Origin of the sequence: Streptomyces sp. B6B3, assembly GCF_039871525.1 — a bacterium.
Lineage (GTDB): Bacteria > Actinomycetota > Actinomycetes > Streptomycetales > Streptomycetaceae > Streptomyces.
The window spans coordinates 162,725-180,276 of sequence record NZ_JBDPLU010000001.1 but is presented as its reverse complement, the minus strand read 5'-3'; the positions used below and the strand labels follow the sequence as shown (position 1 = coordinate 180,276).

Here is a 17,552-nt window from a genome sequence, read left to right as displayed (position 1 = left end):
CCCGGCGTCACATGTGGACGACCGGCGCGCCGGCGGGGTCCTCCGCCACCCGGCCGCGGCGGTAGAGCACGACGGCCACGACCAGTCCGGCGGCGAAGAACCCGGCGGACCACCAGTAGGCGGTGGCGTAGCTCTCCAGCGCGGCCTGGGCCAGGACGGCCGGGTCGCGCGGGTCCTTGTCCGCCAGGTAGTCGGTGGCGGCGCTGGCGGCCAGGGTGTTGAGGAGCGCGGTGCCGATGGAACCGCCGATCTGCTGCATGGTGTTGACCGCGGCGGAGGCGACCCCGGCGTCCTCGGCGGCGACGCCCGCGACGGCCAGGCTCATGGCCGGGGCGATGACGAGTCCCATGCCAAGCCCGGTGACGACCAGCACCGGCATGACGTGGGCCGCGTAGTCGCTGGCGAGGTCGAGGCCGGTCAGCCACACCAGGCCCGCCGCGGAGACGCCCATGCCCAGCGAGACCACCGGCCGGGGACCGAAGCGCGCGACCAGCACGCTGGTGGACAGCGTGGCGGTGATCATCAGCGCGGCGACCATGGGCAGGAAGGCCAGCCCCGTCTCGATGGGCGTGTAGGCCAGCGACGCCTGCAGGTAGTAGGTGAGGAAGAGGAACACGCCGAACATGCCGACGCCGCTGATGAGCACCGAGAGGAAGGATGCGCCGCGGTTCCGGTCCAGCAGTACGCGCAGCGGCAGCAGCGGATGCGCGGCCCTGGCCTGCCACCAGGCGAAGGCGGCGACCAGCACGCCGCCGGCGGCCAGGCAGCCCCAGGTGGCCACGTCGCTCCAGTCGTGGGACTCGGCGTTGGAGAACCCGTAGACGATGGCGAACAGTCCGGTGGACACCAGCACGGTGCCGGGGATGTCGAGGGTGGCGGTGCGGTCGCGGGCGGTGCGCTGGAGCAGCATCGCACCACCGACGAAGGCGACGACGGCGAAGAGCAGGTTGACGTACATCGTCCAGCGCCAGTCCAGGTACTCGGTGAGCACCCCGCCGAGTAGCAGGCCGATGGCGCCGCCGGCGCCGGCGATGGCGCCGTAGACGCCGAACGCCCTGGCGCGCTCCTTCGCGTCGGTGAAGGTGGTGGTCAGCAGGGACAGCGCGGCCGGGGCCAGCAGCGCGCCGAAGACGCCCTGCAGCGCCCGGGCGGCGATCAGCACCTCGAAGGAGCCGGCCGCCCCGCCCAGGGCGGAGGCGCCGGCGAAGCCGACGAGCCCGACCAGGAAGGTGATCCTGCGGCCGAACAGGTCGGCGATCCGGCCGCCGAGCAGCAGCAGGCTGCCGAAGGCGAGCGCGTAGGCGGTGACCACCCACTGCCGGTCGCCGTCGGAGAAGCCCAGGTCCTGCTGGGCCGAGGGCAGGGCGATGTTCACGATGGTGGCGTCCAGGACCACCATCAGCTGGGCGATGCCGATGACGGCCAGGATCCACCAGCGGTGCGGCGCCGGCGCGGCCGGGGCCGCGGCCGGCGCTTCGGTGGTCATGCCGACGGGGGGGTCGGCGGAGATACGGGACATGGCTCGGCGTTCCTCCGGATCGGGTGGGTGGGTCGGAGTGGGTGGGTCGGAGTGGGTGGGTCAGCTGTGCAGCAATGCCGGCAGCACGACGCTGTCGACAAGCCGGACCAGATAGTCGACGTCGGCGAAGTCGCCCTCGAGCAGGGGACGGGAGATCAGCGCGGCAACGAGCACCTGCGGCACGAAGGGTGTCGCGGCCGGGAGAGCGGCCAGCTCGCCGCGGTCGACGGCCCGCTGGACGAGGGCCGTCAGATACCCGTGCTCGGGTCCGATCAGCGACTCCCTGAGCACCTGGGCCAGGTCGTCGTCGACGAGTGACGCGTGGGCGAGACCGGCCACGATCGGGGTGTCCTTCGCCGCCTGCGCCCCGAACGAGCTGACGAAGAGCACCAGGTCGCCGCGCAGCGTGCCCGTGTCGATGACGCTGGCGTCCACGGGACGGGTGGCGTGCAGCGCGGCGGCCACGAGCCGCTGCTTGTTCTGCCACTGGCGGTACAGGGTCGCCTTGCTGCAGTGCCCGCGTGCCGCCACGGCGTCCATGGTCAGCGCCTCGTAGCCGACCTCGCGCAGCACCTCCAGCGCGGTGGTCAGCAACTCCAGCTCCCGCTCGGGAGTCATCCGCGGACGGCGGACCGGCGAGGCAGGGGGATCGGACGGCGCGGTCGGCATGTCGAGCCTCTCTTGAGTACGAAACCGTACCGTACTTAACGTACCCGAACGGCCGGGAGAAACGCAATCGTTCTATAACCCCGGGTCGGCCGTGCGCCGCGGGCGTTCGCGAAGGGGACGCATGGGGCCCGGGTGAGTGGGGAGGCGAACCCACATGCCTGAGCCGATCGACTGGCCGCCCGGGACGCCGGATCACATCCGCAACCCGATCCCGCACCGCGTGCCGTGCGGGGACTGCGGGCTGCCGCTCAGCGAGCCCGAACAGCAGGACCACGCCTGCCCGGCGCACGGGGAACCCGCGGCCTAGCTCCCCGGCCGCACCGGCCGCACCGGCCCACGCACGAGCGACGGCGCCGGCCGGGCCCGGTGACGCCCGCGGGCCGTGCGGGTTCCGGAAACGCGTGGGTGGTCTTGACCAATGCGTCGTCGTTCGCTGGGATCACGCCTTGAGAAAAGTCTCGAAGCAGCCTCAGGCGTCCCCCCACGAGCAGGAGTCACCGTCATGGACGACCCGTCAGACGCGTCCACACCCCGGCAAGGACCGAGCAGGCGCGGCGTGCTCGGCGGCCTCGCGGTGGCCGCCGGCATCGGCGGCGCCGGGATCACGACCGGCACGAGCCCCGCGAACGCCGCCGCCGAACCCACCCCCACCAGCGCCGCGCCCCGCCCCGCGGCCGCGCCCGACCTGGGCCCCAACGTGCACGTCTTCGGGCCCGACACCCCGGTCGCCGAGATCCAGTCCACCCTCGACGGCATCTTCGGCGAGATGGAGACGGACCAGTTCGGCCCGGGCCGGCACGCCGTCCTCTTCACGCCCGGGACCTACCCGGTGCACGCCAACATCGGTTACTACACGCAGATCGCCGGCCTCGGCCTCTCCCCCGACGACGTGCTGATCGAGGGCTCGGTGCACGTCGAGGCCGACTGGTTCGACGGCAACGCCACCCACAACTTCTGGCGCTGCGCCGAGAACCTCAGCGTCAACCCGTCCACGGGCTTCGATCGTTGGGCCGTCTCGCAGGCCGCGCCGTACCGCCGGATGCACATCAACGGCGATCTGGTGCTGGACGACGGCGGCTGGTCGAGCGGCGGCTTCATGGCCGACTGCCGGATCGAGGGCCAGGTCAACTCCGGCAGCCAGCAGCAGTGGCTGTCCCGCAACTGCGAGTTCGGCAGTTGGACCGGCGAGAACTGGAACATGGTGTTCGTCGGGGTGCACGGCGCGCCGTCGGGGCAGTTCCCGCAGCCGGCGTACACGGTCGTCGGCCAGGCGCCGCGGATCCGCGAGAAGCCGTTCCTCCACGTGGACGACGCCGGCGCGTACCACGTCTTCGTGCCGGCGCTGCGCACCAACACCGCGGGCACCACCTGGCAGGGCGGCACCCCGCAGGGCGAGTCGATCCCGATCGGCGACTTCCTGATCGCCACGCCCGACACCCCGGTCGGCGAGATCAACGCGGCGCTCGCCGGCGGCGGCCACCTGCTGCTCACCCCCGGCATCTACCGCCTGGACGCCACCGTCGAGGTCACCGGCGCGGACACGGTGGTGCTCGGCCTCGGCCTGGCCACGCTGGTGCCGCCCGCCGGCCAGCCCGCGCTGACCGTGGCCGACGTGGACGGCGTCAAGATCGCGGGCATCCTGGTGGACGCCAACGAGCGGAACTCCGGGGTCATGATGATCGTCGGCCCCGAGGGCGCGAGCGCGGACCACTCGGCGAACCCGACCTCGTTGCACGACGTCTTCTTCCGGATCGGCGGGATGCACGCGGGCAACGCGGACGTCAGCCTCGCCGTCAACAGCCACCACGTCATCGGCGACCACACCTGGCTGTGGCGCGGCGACCACGGCACGGGCATCGGCTGGACCGTCAACCCGGCGCTCTACGGCCTGATCGTCAACGGCGACGACGTGACGTTCTACGGCCTGTTCGTCGAGCACTACCAGGACTACCAGGTCTTCTGGAACGGCGAGCGCGGGCGCACGTACTTCTTCCAGAGCGAGATGCCCTACGACCCGCCGAACCAGGAGTCCTGGATGAACGGCGGCACCCGCGGCTTCGCCTCGTACAAGCTGAACGACGCGGTCACCGACCACCAGGCGTTCGGGCTCGGCGTCTACTGCTTCTTCAACGCCAACCCGGGCGTGGTCAGCGAACGCGCCATCGAGGTGCCGAACGCGCCGGGCGTCGCGTTCGAGCACATGGTGGCCGTGTCGCTCGGCGGCGGCACCGGCACCATCGCCCATGTCATCAACGACACGGGCGGCCCGGCCGGCCCCGGCAGCACCGAGGCGTACGTCGTCTCCCACCCGTAGCCACCCGCCCCACGAGGTCCCCCGTCCGGCCCGTACCGCCACCGGCGGGCCGGACGGGCGCATGGACCGGGATGGGCGAGGTACTCGGTGAACGTCAACGACCGTTCACCGAAAGGGAGTAGACCAGTCATGGGCAGGCTCACCAGCTGGCTCACCCAGCACATGTGGGCGCAGATCGCGCTCATGGTGCTCGTCGCCTGGACCCTGATCCTGATCATCTCGCCGGACACGGCCTCGGCGGAGACGCTCTACCGCGTCGCCGGGAGCGCGATCGCCGTGACCGGCATCGTGCTGGTGTTCCGGCGCCGGGAGCGGCGCGCCGCGGGCGGCTCCGCGCGGCACTACGCGACGCTCGACCACGCGCTGAAGCGCGAACGGGTGCCGGACGACCCGGCCGAACGGCGGGCCCTGCGCAACCTGGTGGCCCAGCGGCTGCGCACCACCCGGCACCACCGCATGGCGCTGGTCCTCCTCTACGCGCTGTTCGCCAGCCTCGTCGCCGCGACCCTGGCGACGGGCGACGTCCGCGAGATCGTCGGCTTCGGCGCCCTGTCGGCCGGCTTCCTCGGCTGGATCACCTGGTACAGCACCCACCAACGCCGCCTGCTGAAACGCATGCACACCCGCCTCACCAGCGACGCCCCGGCGATCTCCCCGGGCGCGTCCTGACCGGATCCCCGTCAGCCCCGGAGACTCGCACGGGCCTCGCACGGGCCTCGCACGGGCCTCGGACCGGACTCGTATAGGAGTCGTTCATTCGACGCTTATCGGATCAGGGGAGGGTGAGGGTGTCGTCGTGATGGGGGTGTGCACGATGCGGGATCCGTGGGATGTGCGGTGGCGGGCCAGCCTCGGGGGTGGCTGGCCGGGGATCGCGACGGCGGCATGCGGGTGGGCGGACCGCGGCAGGACGCGCCGCCGGAAGGGTCCCCATCGGGGGGGACGGGGATGGGGCCTTCCGGCGGCCGGGGCGGAGACCGTCAGTTCGCGGACATGTGCAGGGCGACCGCGGACCTGGCGGGAAGGGTGAGGGTGGCCTCCCCACCCGAGACGGTCACGGTCGTGGCGCAGTCGTCCAGCGCGTTGCAGTAGTCGCCGTCCGGGAGCGAGGTGGTGAACCCGGTGGTGACCTCGTTCGTCGTGTTGTTGACGGCGAGGAAGCCGACGTCGCCGCGGCTGAAGCCGATGACGTTGGCCTGCGGGGACTGGAAGTCGTGGACGTCCGCGTCGCCCACGGCGTTGCGCCAGCCGACCATGCCGGTGATCCGCGGGTCGCGGTCCAGGCAGTACCAGCCGGCGGCGCAGTCGGTGTCGGTGACGAGGCCGTCGGCGTCGGCCGGCGGCGAGTCGTCCCGGCCCTGGAACTCGAAGCCGGCGTACACCGTGGGCGGCGCGCCGTCCCAGCCGAGTTGGAAGACGTTGGCCAGCACGGCCGTGTCGCCGTCCCGGTAGGTGAGGTGCCGGCCGTCCCGTTCGGTGTCGTGGTTGGTGACGAACGAGACGGAGTTGCCGGCCGGCAGGGTGCCGCCGCCGGTGCCGAAGTCGGCCAGCCGCGCGATGTCGCCCTGGAACGCGGCCTTGAGCTGGTCGCCCACGGCGAAGTCCAGCACCCGGCCGCTGCCGAAGTACTCGTCGGGCGTGGGCACCGCGCCGGGGAAGACCTCGTGGAAGACGAACGGGTCGGAGCCGTCGGCCGTCGGGTCGAGCAGCCCGACGATCGCCGCCAGGTCCTCGGCCGGGATGTGCTTGGCGGCGTCCACCCGGAACCCGGAGACGCCGAGCGCGATCTGCGCGTTGAGGTAGCCGGCGATCTCGGCGCGGACCTCGGGGCTGCCGGTCTTCAGGTCGGGCAGGCCGAGCAGTTCGCAGTTCTGCACCTCCCAGCGGTCGTTCCAGTTGCTGATGGTGCGGTCGCAGACGTCCACGTTGTAGTCGGCGCGGGTGTACATCGGCGGCGCGTACTTGTCGCCGACCTGGGTGCCGGCGTAGCCGGTGCCGGTGACGGCGGCGGTGTGGTTGATCACCGCGTCGGTGTAGACGTCCACGCCGGCGTCGGCGCAGGCCCGGGTCATGGCGGCGAAGTCGGCCTCGGTGCCGAAGCGGCCGTTCAGCGTGTAGCTGTAGGTCTGGTAGATGTCCCACCAGTAGCCGTCGGGGTGGGCCAGCGACTCGGCGGGCGGGGCCACCCAGACGGCGCCGTAGCCGGCCGGGCCGAGGACATCGGTGCACTCGGCGGCCACGGACCGCCAGTTCCAGGACCAGAGGTTGGCGATGACGTCGCCGTCGGCGAGCGCGGCCGGTTCGGTGGCCGCGGGCCGGGGCCCGGTTTCGGGCGCGGCGGACGCGAGGGCCAGGGCGACGGCCGTGGCGAGCGCGACGCCGGCGGCCAGCGGCGCGCCGGCGCGCAGGACGAGACGGTGCATGGCGGTCACGCCCTCTCCTGCTCGTGGGTGGCGTACTCGTGGGGGAAGTACGGGTGCATTACCGCTCCTTCGTGCGTGGTCGTGCGTGCTCGTCGGGGGCCACACGCGCCAGCGGCCGGAGATCTGCAAGGAGTTGCAGAAAGCCTGCTGGACGCTAGTGCCGCGCCGTGAACCTGTAAAGAGGGCGCGTTCGACGGCTTTACGGGTCCGCAGCGGATCGCTAGCCTGAAATTACTTGCACGTTGATGCACCGTCATTTGCAAGATTTTTCGGCAGGAGAGCACACCGGGAGCCGGGTTGGCGCGGCCACTCCTCGCGTGTTCCTCTCGGCCGGCCCAGACGCCGGAGAGGACCGAGCACCGTGCCCCACACACCACGCCAACGCCCCCACGCCTCCCCCCACACCCGCAGGTTCGGCCGGCTCGCGGCCGCGCTCGTGGCGGTCTGCGCCGTCGGCGGCGCGCTGCCGCCACCCGCCGGGCACGCCGCAACCGCCACCACCGCCGCCACCGCCGCCGGGCCCGACACCGGTAGCCCGCGCTACGCCACCAACCCGGGCGGCCGGTTCGGCGCCGCCGCGCCCATCACCGTGGACGGTTCGGCCGGCGACTGGTCGCCTGGCCTGGTCGTGGCACAGGGCGTCGCCAACGACGACGCGCGCATCTTCCGCGGCAGCCACGAGGGCCCGGTGCACGACCTGTACGCGCTGTCGGCCGCCTGGGACGACGCGACGCTGTACCTGATGTGGCAGTACACCAACGTCACCGACGTCGCCGATCCCGCGCAGGACTATCCGCAGACCGGCAACGGCAAGCCGTACGCCGTGGACCTGCCCGTCTCGATCGCGCTGGACGCCGACCCGGCGGCCGGCTCCGACGGGGTGGTGGGCGCGGGACCCGACGGGGTGTGGGGCCTGCGCGACGCGTTCCCCAACGCGGAGGTGGACCACCTCGCCAACTTCTCCACCGTGCCGGGCCGCGGCACACCCGCGCTCTTCTCGCTCAACGACGAGGGCGCGTTCGACCACGACCCGGCGCACCACACCACGTTCGACGAGGCCGGAATCGCCTACGCGTACGGCGACGAGCTGACGGTCGACGAGGTGTGGGGCATCCCGGACACCGGCAACGCGGGCTACCGGCCCGCGGACCTGGCGGACGCCGACCGCTACGCCGACCTGCTCGACGCCGGCCACGACCCGGCGCACGACACCGTCTACGAGATCGGCATCCCGCTCCAGGCGCTCGGCCTGACCCGGCAGACGCTCCAGGACCGGGGCCTCGGCGTCATGGTGCTCGCCACCTTCGGCCAGTCCGCGATCGAGTCGCTCCCCCACGACCCGACCGTGCTGGACCACGCGCTGGAGCCGTACGGGCCCGACGCCTCCACCTCGCACGAGAAGGAGGACCACGACGCCTTCACCGTCCCCTTCGCCCGCGTCGGCGCCCCGACCCCGTGACGGTTCCGGGCCGCTGACGCCCCGCCGGGTCGGCTAGGGAGCGGCGGGCGAGCCCAGGTGGACGGGGAGGGCGAGGACGTCGTTGCCGATGAAGGAGGACTGGTGGCGCAGTTCGGACGGGGGTACGGCGAGGGCGAGGTCGGGGAAGCGGTCGAAGAGCGCGGGCAGCGCGATCTGGGCCTCCAGGCGGGCGAGCGAGGCGCCGAGGCAGTAGTGGATGCCGTGCCCGAAGGCGAGATGCGCCTTGTCCGCGCGGTCGATGTCGAACGCGGCCGGGTCGTCGTGCACCGCGGGGTCGCGGCCGTGCGCGCCGAAGCCGACGATGATGGCCTCCCCGGAGCGGATGGTGACGCCCTCGCCGAGGTCGATGTCCCCCGTGGCGAAGCGCAGCGGCATGTGCACGATCGGCGGGTGCAGGCGTAACGCCTCCTCGACCACGTCGTCCCAGCGGGCCGGCTCGGCCAGCACGGCCACGAGCTGGTCCCGGTGGGTGAGCAGTTCCCGGACGGCGTGGTCGAGGAGGGCGGCGGTGGTCTGGCTTCCGGCGCCCACCATCAGGAACAGCGTGGAGATCAGCTCGTGTTCGGTGAGCCGGTCGCCGTCCGCCTCGTGGGCGGCCAGCAGCAGGCTCGTCATGTCGTCGCCGGGGTCGTCGCGCCTGGTCTCGACCAGGACCCGCATGTGGGCGATCACCTCGGCGCTGACCTCGCCCGCGTTGACCGCCGCCGGGTCCGTGGTCAGCACCAGGTCCATGGCGGCGAGCATGGCGGGGCGTTGCTCCTCGGGGACGCCGAAGAGGTCGCAGATCACCCGGGTGGGGATCGCGTAGGCGTAGTCGGCGCGCAGGTCCACGGGCGGGGCGCCGGCGCCGGTGGCGCGGGCGGCAAGGGCGTCCAGCAGGTCGGTCACGATGGTGCGGACGGCGGGCCGGAGGGCCTCGATGCGGCGCGGCGCGAAGGCCCGGCCTATGAGGTTCCTGAGCCGGGCGTGGTCGGCGGCGTCGGAGGTGAACATCGACTGCGAGTCGACCCACGGGTAGAGCCAGCTGATGGCGCCGGGTTCGTATCCCGGCCAGTTCCGGCGGGCGTCCTTGCGGACGTGCGGGTGGGTGAGCAGCCGGCGCACCACGTCGCCGCGGGTCACGGACCACGCCAGGAGGTCCTCGGGCAGGCGGACCCGGACGGCGGGCGCGGTGGCGCGGAGCGTTTCGGTCTGCGCGTAGAGCCGGCCGCCGCCGCCGCTGTCGAGCTCGACCGGCTCGGCGGGGTCGGGTACCTCGGGGGCGAAGGTCTCGCTGGCGCTGGTCATGTGGGCCTCCCTGGTGGGGCGGCGGCGCTGCGAGGCCGCCGCGGCGAGTGGGATGCCACCAACATGCGCCGTCCCGGGACCCGGCGGAAGAGGCCCTGGCCAGAGGCGGGGCGGGTGGGTTTCCAGGGGTCGGCAGGGGTCAGTGAGGGGGCGGCGCGGGCTCGCCGCCGAGGTAGCTGGCGAGGATCTCGATGTCCGCGATGGTGGCGGGATCGACCCGGCGGGGGTCGTCCGCCAGCACCACCAGGTCGGCGAGGCGCCCCGGGGTCAGGCTGCCCAGGGCGTGCTCCCAGTGGCAGGCGCGCGCCGCGTCGACCGTGTACGCGCGCAGCGCCTCCTCGACCGTGACGGCCTCGTCGGGGCCGACGCTCCGGCCGCCGGCGGAGCGGCGTTCCACCATCGTCTGGATCCCGCGCAGCGGGGCGCCCTCGGTGACCGGGCGGTCCGAGCTGGCCACCAGCGGCACCCCGTGATCCAGGAACGCCCGGCCCCGGTAGAGCCAGGGCGCGCGCTCCTCCCCCATCAGCGCGGCGTAGTCGTCGCCGAAGTGCCACAGGAAGCCGGGCTGCACGACGGCCGCCGCGCCGGTCGCCGCGAGCCGGGCGAGCTGGTCGGGGCGCACCAGCCCGGCGTGCTCGATCCGGTGCCGGGTGCCGGTGCGGGGGTGGGCGCGTTGGGCGGCGTCCAGCGCGTCCAGCGCGAGGTCCACGGCGCGGTCGCCGATGGCGTGGATGGCGAGCTGCCAGCCGGCCCGGTGGCCGGTCACGATCCGCCGCGTCAACGCGTCGGGGTCCGCGTACAGCTGTCCCGCGTGGTCGAGCCCCTCGTACGGGCGGGTCAGCGCGGCGGTGCGCGGCATCATGCCGCCGTCCGTGAAGACCTTCAACGCGCCGAGGGCCAGCAGGTCGTCGCCGAAGCCGCCGCGCAGGCCCAGATCGAGCCCGGCCGGCAGGTCGTCGTCGGGGTGCGCGGCGACCGGGTGCAGCGCGTCGGCGGCGACCATCAGGCGCACCCGGAGCGGCAGCCGGCCGGCGTCGCGCAGCCGTTGGTAGGCGGCGAGCTCGACGGCGCTGTGCGCGATCAGGCCGCCGCCGACGCCCGCCTCGGCGCAGGCGGTGACGCCCTGCGCGCGGCAGTCGAGGGCGGCCTCCTCGACGGCGTCGGCCAGGTCGGCGAGCGGGTAGGGCATGCGCAGGGCGCGGGCCGCGGCGGCGCCCTGCTCGTTGAGCACCCCGTCGGCGTGGGCGATGCCGCGGGGCAGCAGGTCGAGCACCGGGGTGCTGACCACACAGGAGTGGCCTGAGTCGTGCAGCAGCAGGATCCGGCGTCCCGGGGCCGTCGCGTCGAGTTCGGCGGCCGTCAGGTGCCGGCCGAGGGCGCGCTGGTCGTAGCCGGCGACGTCCACCCAGTCGCCCGGGCGCCGCCGGGCGGCGGCCTCGGCGATCCGGGCGAGCACCTCGGCCGGATCGGCGCAGGGCGCGACGCTGGGCGTGCGCCGCTTGAGCCCGGCCCAGGCGAGGTGCACGTGGGCGTCCACGAACCCGGGCAGCACCGTGGCGCCGCCCAGGTCGGTCACCTCGCCGGCCGGCAGCCGGTCGACGTCCTCGTCGAGCCCGACGACGCGGCCCCGCCACACCCCGATCCGGCCGGCCACCGGGCGCACCGGATCCATGGTGAGGATGGTGCCGTTGACCAGCTTCAGGTCGAGCATGGCGGATGCCTTCCCGGCGAGGTGGCGGAGGCGAGCGGGAAACCGGACGGGACGAGGGCAGGGCGGGCCGGACGGGAGCCGGACGAGGGCCGGACGAGGGCCGGACGGACGGGGCGGTCAGCCGCCGTCGGCGGCGAGGGCCAGGGCGGCGTTCGGGGTCGGGTCGCCGCCGGCGCCGTGGGTGCGCAGCGAGTCCAGGATCTCGCCGGCGCGGACGGCGGTGTGGGAGAGCAGGGTGGCGGTGATGCCGTGGGTGTGCTCGGTGCTGCCCTGGAGGTAGATCCCGGCGGCCACGTGGTCCGCCACGAGCACCCGGTGGTCCCGGGCCACCCGGAACGCGTCCTCCTCGTCGCGCAGGCACAGCTTGGCCGTCTCGCCGAGCAGCGCCGCCGGGTCCTGCGACGTGTATCCGGTGGCGCAGACCAGCAGGTCGGCGCGTAGCCGCTGGCGTTCGCCGGTGGGCAGGTACTCCACCTCGACGTCCAGTCCCTCGGGCGTCTCGCGGGCCTCGCGGAGGCGGGAGACGTTGAGCATCCGCAGCCGTTCGGAGCCGCGCACCTTCTCCTGGTACTGCCTGCGGTACAGGTCCTCGATCAGGTCGATGTCCACCGCCGAGTAGTTGGTCGACCGGTGGTAGTCCATCAGCGAGCGCTTCACCTCGGCGGGCGCCTGGAAGTAGACGTCCACGCCCTCGGGGTCGAAGACCCGGTTGGCGAACGGGCTGTCGTCGGCCGGCGTGTACCCGTACTTGCCGAACACCGCGCAGACCTCGGCCTCCGGGAACGCGCCGTGCAGGTAGGCGACGATCTCGGCGGCGCTCTGCCCGGCGCCCAACACCACGGCCCGGCGCGGCGGGTGGTCGGCGAGCGCGTCCATCCGGTGCAGCAGCTGGTGGCTGTGCCAGATGCGGTCCGAGGGCTCCAGGCCGACCGGCAGCCGCGGTTGCAGGCCGGTGGCCAGGCAGATGTTGCGGGCCCGGCGCACCGTCAGCGCGCCGTCCGGGCCGCCGTCCCGGCTCGTGACGTCGAACCACCGCACCCGGCCGTCCGCCGCCAGCACCGGCTCCACGCCGACCACCTGGCTGCCGTAGACGACCTGGTCGGCGACGCGTTCGGCGGCCCAGGTGAAGTAGTCGTGGAACTCGATGCGCAGCGGGAAGAGCGTCTTCTGGTTGAGGAAGTCGACCAGCCGGCCGCGCTGTTTGAGGAAGCACAGGAAGCTGAAGTCGCTGGCCGGATCGCGCATCGTCACCAGGTCCTTCAGGAACGACACCTGCATGGTGGCGTCGTCGATGAGCATGCCCCGGTGCCAGCCGAACGTCGGCTGGCGCTCCAGGAACCGGGCGGATATCCGCTCCGCGGCCGGGGCCCGGCCGTTGTGCTCCTGGATCGCGATGGCGAGGGCCAGGTTGGAAGGACCGAAGCCAACTCCCAGCAGGTCGTGGATGTCAGCCGTCTCGTGGCGCCGGTCGTTCCCCTGATTCACCGTGTTCCCCTGATTCACCGCAGCATCGCCTCCTAGCGTCACATGCTAGGTAAGGTTAGCCTTACCTTGCAATCCTGCGGTGACCGCGTTGCTACGGCGCGGGGCACCCACCACCCAACCCCGAGGAGTCGCCCGATGCGGGTCGCCTTGTTCGGTTACCAGACCTGGGGCCACCGCACCCTGCGCGCGCTGCTGGACGCGGGGCACGAGGTGACCCTGGCGGTGACCCATCCGCCCAGCGCGCACGCGTACGAGCGGATCTGGAACGACTCGGTGGCGGATCTGGCGCGCGAGCACGGCGTTCCCGTGCTGCTGCGCAACCGCCCTGACGATCCGGAGCTGCGCGCGACGCTGCGGGACGCCGACCCCGAGATCATCGTGGCCAACAACTGGCGCACCTGGTTGCCGCCGGAGATCTTCGACCTGCCGCCGCACGGCACGCTGAACGTGCACGACTCGCTGCTGCCCGCCTACGCCGGCTTCTCGCCGCTGATCTGGGCGCTGATCAACGGGGAGCCGGAGGTCGGCGTCACGGCGCATCTGATGAACGCCGAACTGGACGCGGGCGACATCGTGCTGCAGCGCGCCGTGCCGGTCGGGCCGACGGACACGGCGACCGACCTGTTCCACCGCACCGTGGACCTCATCGCGCCCCTCGTCACCGAGTCGCTGGAGCTGATCGCCGCGGGCAAGACCGGCTGGACGCCGCAGGACCGGTCGCGGGCGAGCTTCTTCCACAAGCGGTCGCTGGAGGACAGCCGGATCGACTGGACCTGGCCGGCCGAGGACCTGGAGCGACTGGTCCGCGCGCAGAGCGACCCGTACCCCAACGCCTTCACGCACTACCGCGGTCAGCGGATCCGGGTGCTGGAGGCCGCGGTGTCCCGCGCCCACTACGGCGGGACGCCGGGCCGGGTGTTCATCCCGGAGGGCGACGGCGTGGTGATCGTGGCCGGCCCCGAGGCGCGGCGCGGCCGGGGTCCGGGGCTGGTGCTGCGGCGGCTACGCACGGACGACGGCCGGGAGTGGGCGGCCACCGAGTTCTTCCGCTCCATGGGCGGCTATCTGACCCGCCATCCGGACCCGGCCCAGGGGTGACGAATCCGACACCGCTTCGGACGGATTTTCGGTGAAACCTCACGCCCGAGCGCCAGTAAGGTGAGCCTTACCCGATCGATCCGGGACCAGGAGAACGAACGGAGAGAGGCGGCATGGCCAACCCCTTCGAGGGCGCGAGCACAGCCTATCTGGTGCTCGTCAACGACGAGGGCCGGCACTCCCTGTGGCCGGCCTTCGCAGGCGTGCCGGAGGGCTGGAAGGTCGCGTACGGCAAGGACACGCGCGACGCGTGCCTCAGGTACGTCGAGAGGAACTGGACGGACATGCGACCGAACAGCCTGACCGGCCATGCCGAGCGCGCGGAGCCCGCCACCTCCTGAGGCCGCCGGGACCCGCCGGTCAGCACGCCGCAAGCGGAGCGCCGCCGGGGCCCGCCGCCACGTCAGGTGCGGGCCTCGGCGGCCGGGGCGTGGTGGCGGCCGACGGGGATGACCAGGGGGGTGCCGCTGATCGGGTCGGCGTCGATCCGGCAGCGGAGGTCGAACACGTCCGCGACGACGTCCTCGGTGATGACCCGCTCCGGCGGCCCCTCGGCGACGACGCGTCCCGACTTCATGGCGACCAGGTGGTCCGCGTACCGGCACGCCTGGTTCAGGTCGTGCAGCACCATGACGATGGTGCGCCCGTCCTGCCGGTTGAGGTCGGTGATCAGGTCGAGCACGTCGATCTGGTGGGCCAGGTCGAGGTAGGTGGTCGGCTCGTCCAGCAGCATCACCGGCGTGCCCTGGGCCACCGCCATGGCGAGCCAGGCGCGTTGCCGCTGGCCGCCGGAGAGCTCGTCCACCGCGCGGTCGGCCAGCTCCGCCATGCCGGTGGCGGCCAGCGCGCCGTGCACCGCCCGCTCGTCGGCCCGCGACCACTGGCGCCACCAGGTCTGGTGCGGGGAACGGCCCCGGCTGACGAGGTCGATGACGGTGAGGCCCTCGGGCGCCACCGGGCTCTGCGGCAGGATGCCGAGGCGCCTGGCCAGCTCCCGGGTGGGCAACGAGCGCAGCGCCTGACCGTCCAGCACCACCGCCCCGTCCCGCGGCGTGAGCAGCCGGGCGAGGGCCCGCAGCAGGGTGGACTTGCCGCAGGCGTTGGCGCCGACGATGGCGGTGATCCGGCCCGGCGGCACGACCAGGTCGAGCCGGTCGACCACCAGGCGCTCCCCGTACGCCAGCCGCAGCTGGTCGGCCCGCAGTTCGGGGCGCGGGGTCGTCGCGTCGTCGGGGGTCGGGGGCGCGGGGTCCGCCGGCCGGTCGTGGCCCTCCCCCAGGCCCCGGGGGCCTGGGAGGTGCCCCCCTGGCAGCGGAGGACCCGTCTTCCGCGTGCGACCTGTCATCGGACGATCAGCCTCCCGAGCCCGCGCGGTTGGTGCGGATCAACAGCCAGAGCAGAAACGGCGCGCCGAGCACGCCGGTGACGACGCCGACCGGCAGCTCCGTGCCGGCGAGCCCGAGCCGGGTCGCCAGGTCGGCGAGCAGCACCACCAGCGCCCCGGACAGGCCAGAGGCGACCAGCGGCGGCCAGGCCGAGCCCACCAGCCGTTGCGCGATCTGCGGCGCCGCCAGGGCGACGAACGCGACCGGCCCGGCGGCCCCGGTGCCGAACGCCACCAGCCCGACGCCGGTGAGCAGCAGCGCGAGCCGCACCTTCTGCACCGGCGTGCCGAGGGAGAGGGCGACGTCGTCGCCGAGTTGCAGCGACCGGGTCCAGCGGCTCAGCAGCAGGGCCGCGGGCACCAGCACCGCCGTCGCCCAGGCGAGCGGTGCGATCTGGTCCCAGGTGCGGCCGTTGAGGTTGCCCACCAGCCAGCCCAGGGCGGACTGCGCCTCGAACGAGCGGGCCCGGGCGATGAGGTAGTCGGTGGCGCTGGTGCAGATCCAGGAGACGCCGATGCCGACCAGGACGATCCGGTAGCCCGTGGTGCCGCGGCGCCAGGACAGCGCGTAGATCACCAGGGCGGCGGCCACGGCGCCGAACAGGCCGAGCGCCTGGGTGCCGAGGCCGGCGTCCCAGCCGAGCACCATGCCGGCGACCACCGCGGTGCCGGCGGCCTGGGTGATGCCGATCATGTCGGGGCTGGCCAGCGGGTTGCGCGTCATGGTCTGGAACACGGCGCCGGCCACCCCGAACGCGACGCCGACCAGCAGCCCGGCCAGCGCCCTGGGCATCCGGAACTCCTGCACCACCAGCAGCGTTCCGGCGTCGCCCGAGCCGACCAGGGCGCGCAGCACCTCGTCGAACGGGATGGTGACGTCGCCGACGGCGAGCGACCCGCAGAAGGCGAGCAGCACGGCGACGCCCAGCGCCGCGCACACCAGCAGCTCCCGCGGCCTGAGATAGCCGGAGACCGGCGGGACGGCGAGCCGGAAGGTGCGGCGCGCCGAGCCGGGTCCGCGCGGCGGGGAGTCCAGAACGGCCACGTCAGACCTCCGCCAGACGCTGCCGCCGGACCAGCGCGATGAAGAACGGGCCGCCGAGGAACGCCACCAGGACGCCGGCCTGGATCTCGACGGGCCGGGCGACGAGCCGCCCGGCGATGTCCGCGGCCAGCAGCAGGCAGGGGGCCAGCACCGCCGAGACCGGCAGCAGCCAGCGGTGGTCCGGGCCGATCCCGGCCCACCGGGCGCATATCCGGGCGAGGTGCGGGACCACCAGGCCGACGAAGACCACAGGGCCGATCAGGGCCACCGCAGCGCCCGTGAGCAACGTCACGGCGACGACGCCCTGGAGCCGGATCCGGGCGACCCGTTGGCCGAGCGCGGTGGCCACGTCCTCGCCCAGCGCCAGGCTGTTCAACGCCGGGGCGCAGGCCAGCGCCAGCACCACGCCCACGATCAGGAAGGGCAGCACCCGGAGCAGCATGTCGCCGTTGTCGTCGGCCAGCGAGCCCGCGTTCCAGAAGCGGTAACGGTTCAGCGCCTCGGGGTGGTTCAGCACCACCGCGCTGGTCAGCGAGGACAGCATCGCGGTGACGGCCACGCCGGCCAGCGCCAGCTTCACCGGGGTGAGCCCGGACCGCCCGGCGCCGCCCAGCAGGTACACCGCGACGCTGGCCAGCAGGGCGCCGGCGAAGGCGAACCAGATGTAGCCGTAGAGCGAGCCCAGGCCGAAGACCGAGACGGACAGCACGATGGCGAACGAGGCCCCCGCGCTCACCCCCAGGATGCCCGGGTCGGCCAGCGGATTCCTGGTCAGCGCCTGCATCAGGCCGCCGGCCACCCCCAACGCCGCGCCGGTGGCGAGGGCCAGCAGGGTGCGCGGCAGCCGCGCCGCCCACACGATGTCGGACACCCGCTCGTTCGGCGCGTCGCCCAGCAGCGTCCGGAGCACCTGGTCGGGCGGGATGTCCTGGGCACCGAGGGCGAGGGAGAGCAGGCAGAGCAGCAGCAGCGGGCCGCCGAGCAGGGGCAGCAGCACCAGCGGACGCGCACGCGTGCCCACGCCGCCGCGACCTTTCACCGTCTTCCGCCTCGTCCCCGCCCGCGCTGGGCCTTCGTGCCGCCGCCGACCCCGCCCCGTACGGGGTCAGGTAAGGCTGACCTTACCGCAGCAGTGCG

At 73.4% G+C, this 17,552-nt stretch carries 15 protein-coding genes; 6 read left to right on the top strand and 9 right to left on the bottom strand.

Features of this window, described 5'->3' with window-relative positions; genetic code table 11:
- Window positions 1-7 precede the first annotated feature (7 nt).
- Window positions 8-1,486 (bottom strand): MFS transporter, encoded by a 1,479-nt coding sequence (locus ABGB06_RS00710; protein ID WP_347585393.1) that lies wholly within the window; start codon window positions 1,484-1,486, stop codon window positions 8-10.
- Between the two features lie 93 nt (window positions 1,487-1,579).
- Window positions 1,580-2,137, bottom strand: coding sequence for a TetR/AcrR family transcriptional regulator (locus tag ABGB06_RS00705; protein WP_347584573.1), 558 nt, complete (start codon window positions 2,135-2,137; stop codon window positions 1,580-1,582).
- A gap of 205 nt (window positions 2,138-2,342) precedes the next feature.
- Here ABGB06_RS00705 and ABGB06_RS00700 point away from each other — a divergent pair, with 205 nt between their 5' ends.
- The 3 genes from ABGB06_RS00700 to ABGB06_RS00690 all read left to right on the top strand — a co-directional run bounded on the left by ABGB06_RS00700 (window position 2,343) and on the right by ABGB06_RS00690 (window position 5,171).
- Entirely contained in the window at window positions 2,343-2,495 is a 153-nt protein-coding gene (locus tag ABGB06_RS00700) for a hypothetical protein (RefSeq protein WP_347584572.1), read from the top strand.
- A 195-nt stretch (window positions 2,496-2,690) separates the two neighbouring features.
- Entirely contained in the window at window positions 2,691-4,502 is a 1,812-nt protein-coding gene (locus ABGB06_RS00695; RefSeq protein WP_347584571.1) for a twin-arginine translocation signal domain-containing protein, read from the top strand.
- Window positions 4,503-4,631: 129 nt separating this feature from the next.
- On the top strand, window positions 4,632-5,171 hold the full coding sequence (locus ABGB06_RS00690; RefSeq protein ID WP_347584569.1) for a hypothetical protein: 540 nt from the start codon (window positions 4,632-4,634) through the stop codon (window positions 5,169-5,171).
- Between the two features lie 311 nt (window positions 5,172-5,482).
- On the opposite strand, the gene ABGB06_RS00685 is transcribed toward ABGB06_RS00690, so the two are convergent.
- On the bottom strand, window positions 5,483-6,925 hold the full coding sequence (locus ABGB06_RS00685) for an alpha-amylase family protein (RefSeq protein WP_347585391.1): 1,443 nt from the start codon (window positions 6,923-6,925) through the stop codon (window positions 5,483-5,485).
- A gap of 361 nt (window positions 6,926-7,286) precedes the next feature.
- Here ABGB06_RS00685 and ABGB06_RS00680 point away from each other — a divergent pair, with 361 nt between their 5' ends.
- The gene (locus tag ABGB06_RS00680) at window positions 7,287-8,384 is read left to right on the top strand and encodes a hypothetical protein (protein WP_347584568.1); all 1,098 of its coding nucleotides are present in this window, start codon (window positions 7,287-7,289) and stop codon (window positions 8,382-8,384) included.
- A gap of 33 nt (window positions 8,385-8,417) precedes the next feature.
- Here ABGB06_RS00680 and ABGB06_RS00675 read toward each other — a convergent pair whose 3' ends face one another.
- From ABGB06_RS00675 to ABGB06_RS00665, 3 genes are all read right to left on the bottom strand, one after another.
- Window positions 8,418-9,692 (bottom strand): cytochrome P450, encoded by a 1,275-nt coding sequence (locus ABGB06_RS00675; protein WP_347584567.1) that lies wholly within the window; start codon window positions 9,690-9,692, stop codon window positions 8,418-8,420.
- A 139-nt stretch (window positions 9,693-9,831) separates the two neighbouring features.
- Window positions 9,832-11,403 (bottom strand): amidohydrolase, encoded by a 1,572-nt coding sequence (locus ABGB06_RS00670; RefSeq protein ID WP_347584566.1) that lies wholly within the window; start codon window positions 11,401-11,403, stop codon window positions 9,832-9,834.
- A gap of 117 nt (window positions 11,404-11,520) precedes the next feature.
- A complete protein-coding gene (locus ABGB06_RS00665) occupies window positions 11,521-12,888 on the bottom strand; it encodes a SidA/IucD/PvdA family monooxygenase (RefSeq protein WP_347584565.1) in 1,368 nt (455 codons plus the stop codon).
- Between the two features lie 135 nt (window positions 12,889-13,023).
- On the opposite strand from ABGB06_RS00665, the gene ABGB06_RS00660 reads away from it, so the two are divergent.
- Together ABGB06_RS00660 and ABGB06_RS00655 are read left to right on the top strand one after the other, a co-directional pair.
- Complete coding sequence (locus ABGB06_RS00660; RefSeq protein WP_347584564.1) at window positions 13,024-13,986, top strand: methionyl-tRNA formyltransferase; 963 nt, start codon at window positions 13,024-13,026, stop codon at window positions 13,984-13,986.
- Window positions 13,987-14,099: 113 nt separating this feature from the next.
- A complete protein-coding gene (locus ABGB06_RS00655) occupies window positions 14,100-14,327 on the top strand; it encodes an MbtH family protein (RefSeq protein ID WP_347584562.1) in 228 nt (75 codons plus the stop codon).
- A gap of 62 nt (window positions 14,328-14,389) precedes the next feature.
- On the opposite strand, the gene ABGB06_RS00650 is transcribed toward ABGB06_RS00655, so the two are convergent.
- From ABGB06_RS00650 to ABGB06_RS00640, 3 genes are read right to left on the bottom strand one after another with little or no spacing between them, the layout of a single operon-like run.
- Window positions 14,390-15,331: an ABC transporter ATP-binding protein gene (locus ABGB06_RS00650; RefSeq protein WP_347584561.1), complete on the bottom strand. Its 942-nt coding sequence runs from the start codon at window positions 15,329-15,331 to the stop codon at window positions 14,390-14,392.
- Window positions 15,332-15,338: 7 nt separating this feature from the next.
- Window positions 15,339-16,415, bottom strand: coding sequence for an iron chelate uptake ABC transporter family permease subunit (locus ABGB06_RS00645; RefSeq protein WP_347584560.1), 1,077 nt, complete (start codon window positions 16,413-16,415; stop codon window positions 15,339-15,341).
- 1 nt (window position 16,416) lies between these two features.
- Window positions 16,417-17,436 carry an iron chelate uptake ABC transporter family permease subunit gene (locus ABGB06_RS00640; protein ID WP_347584559.1) on the bottom strand — a complete coding sequence of 340 codons (1,020 nt, stop codon included), beginning with the start codon at window positions 17,434-17,436 and terminating at the stop codon, window positions 16,417-16,419.
- Between the last annotated feature and the right edge of the window lie 116 nt (window positions 17,437-17,552).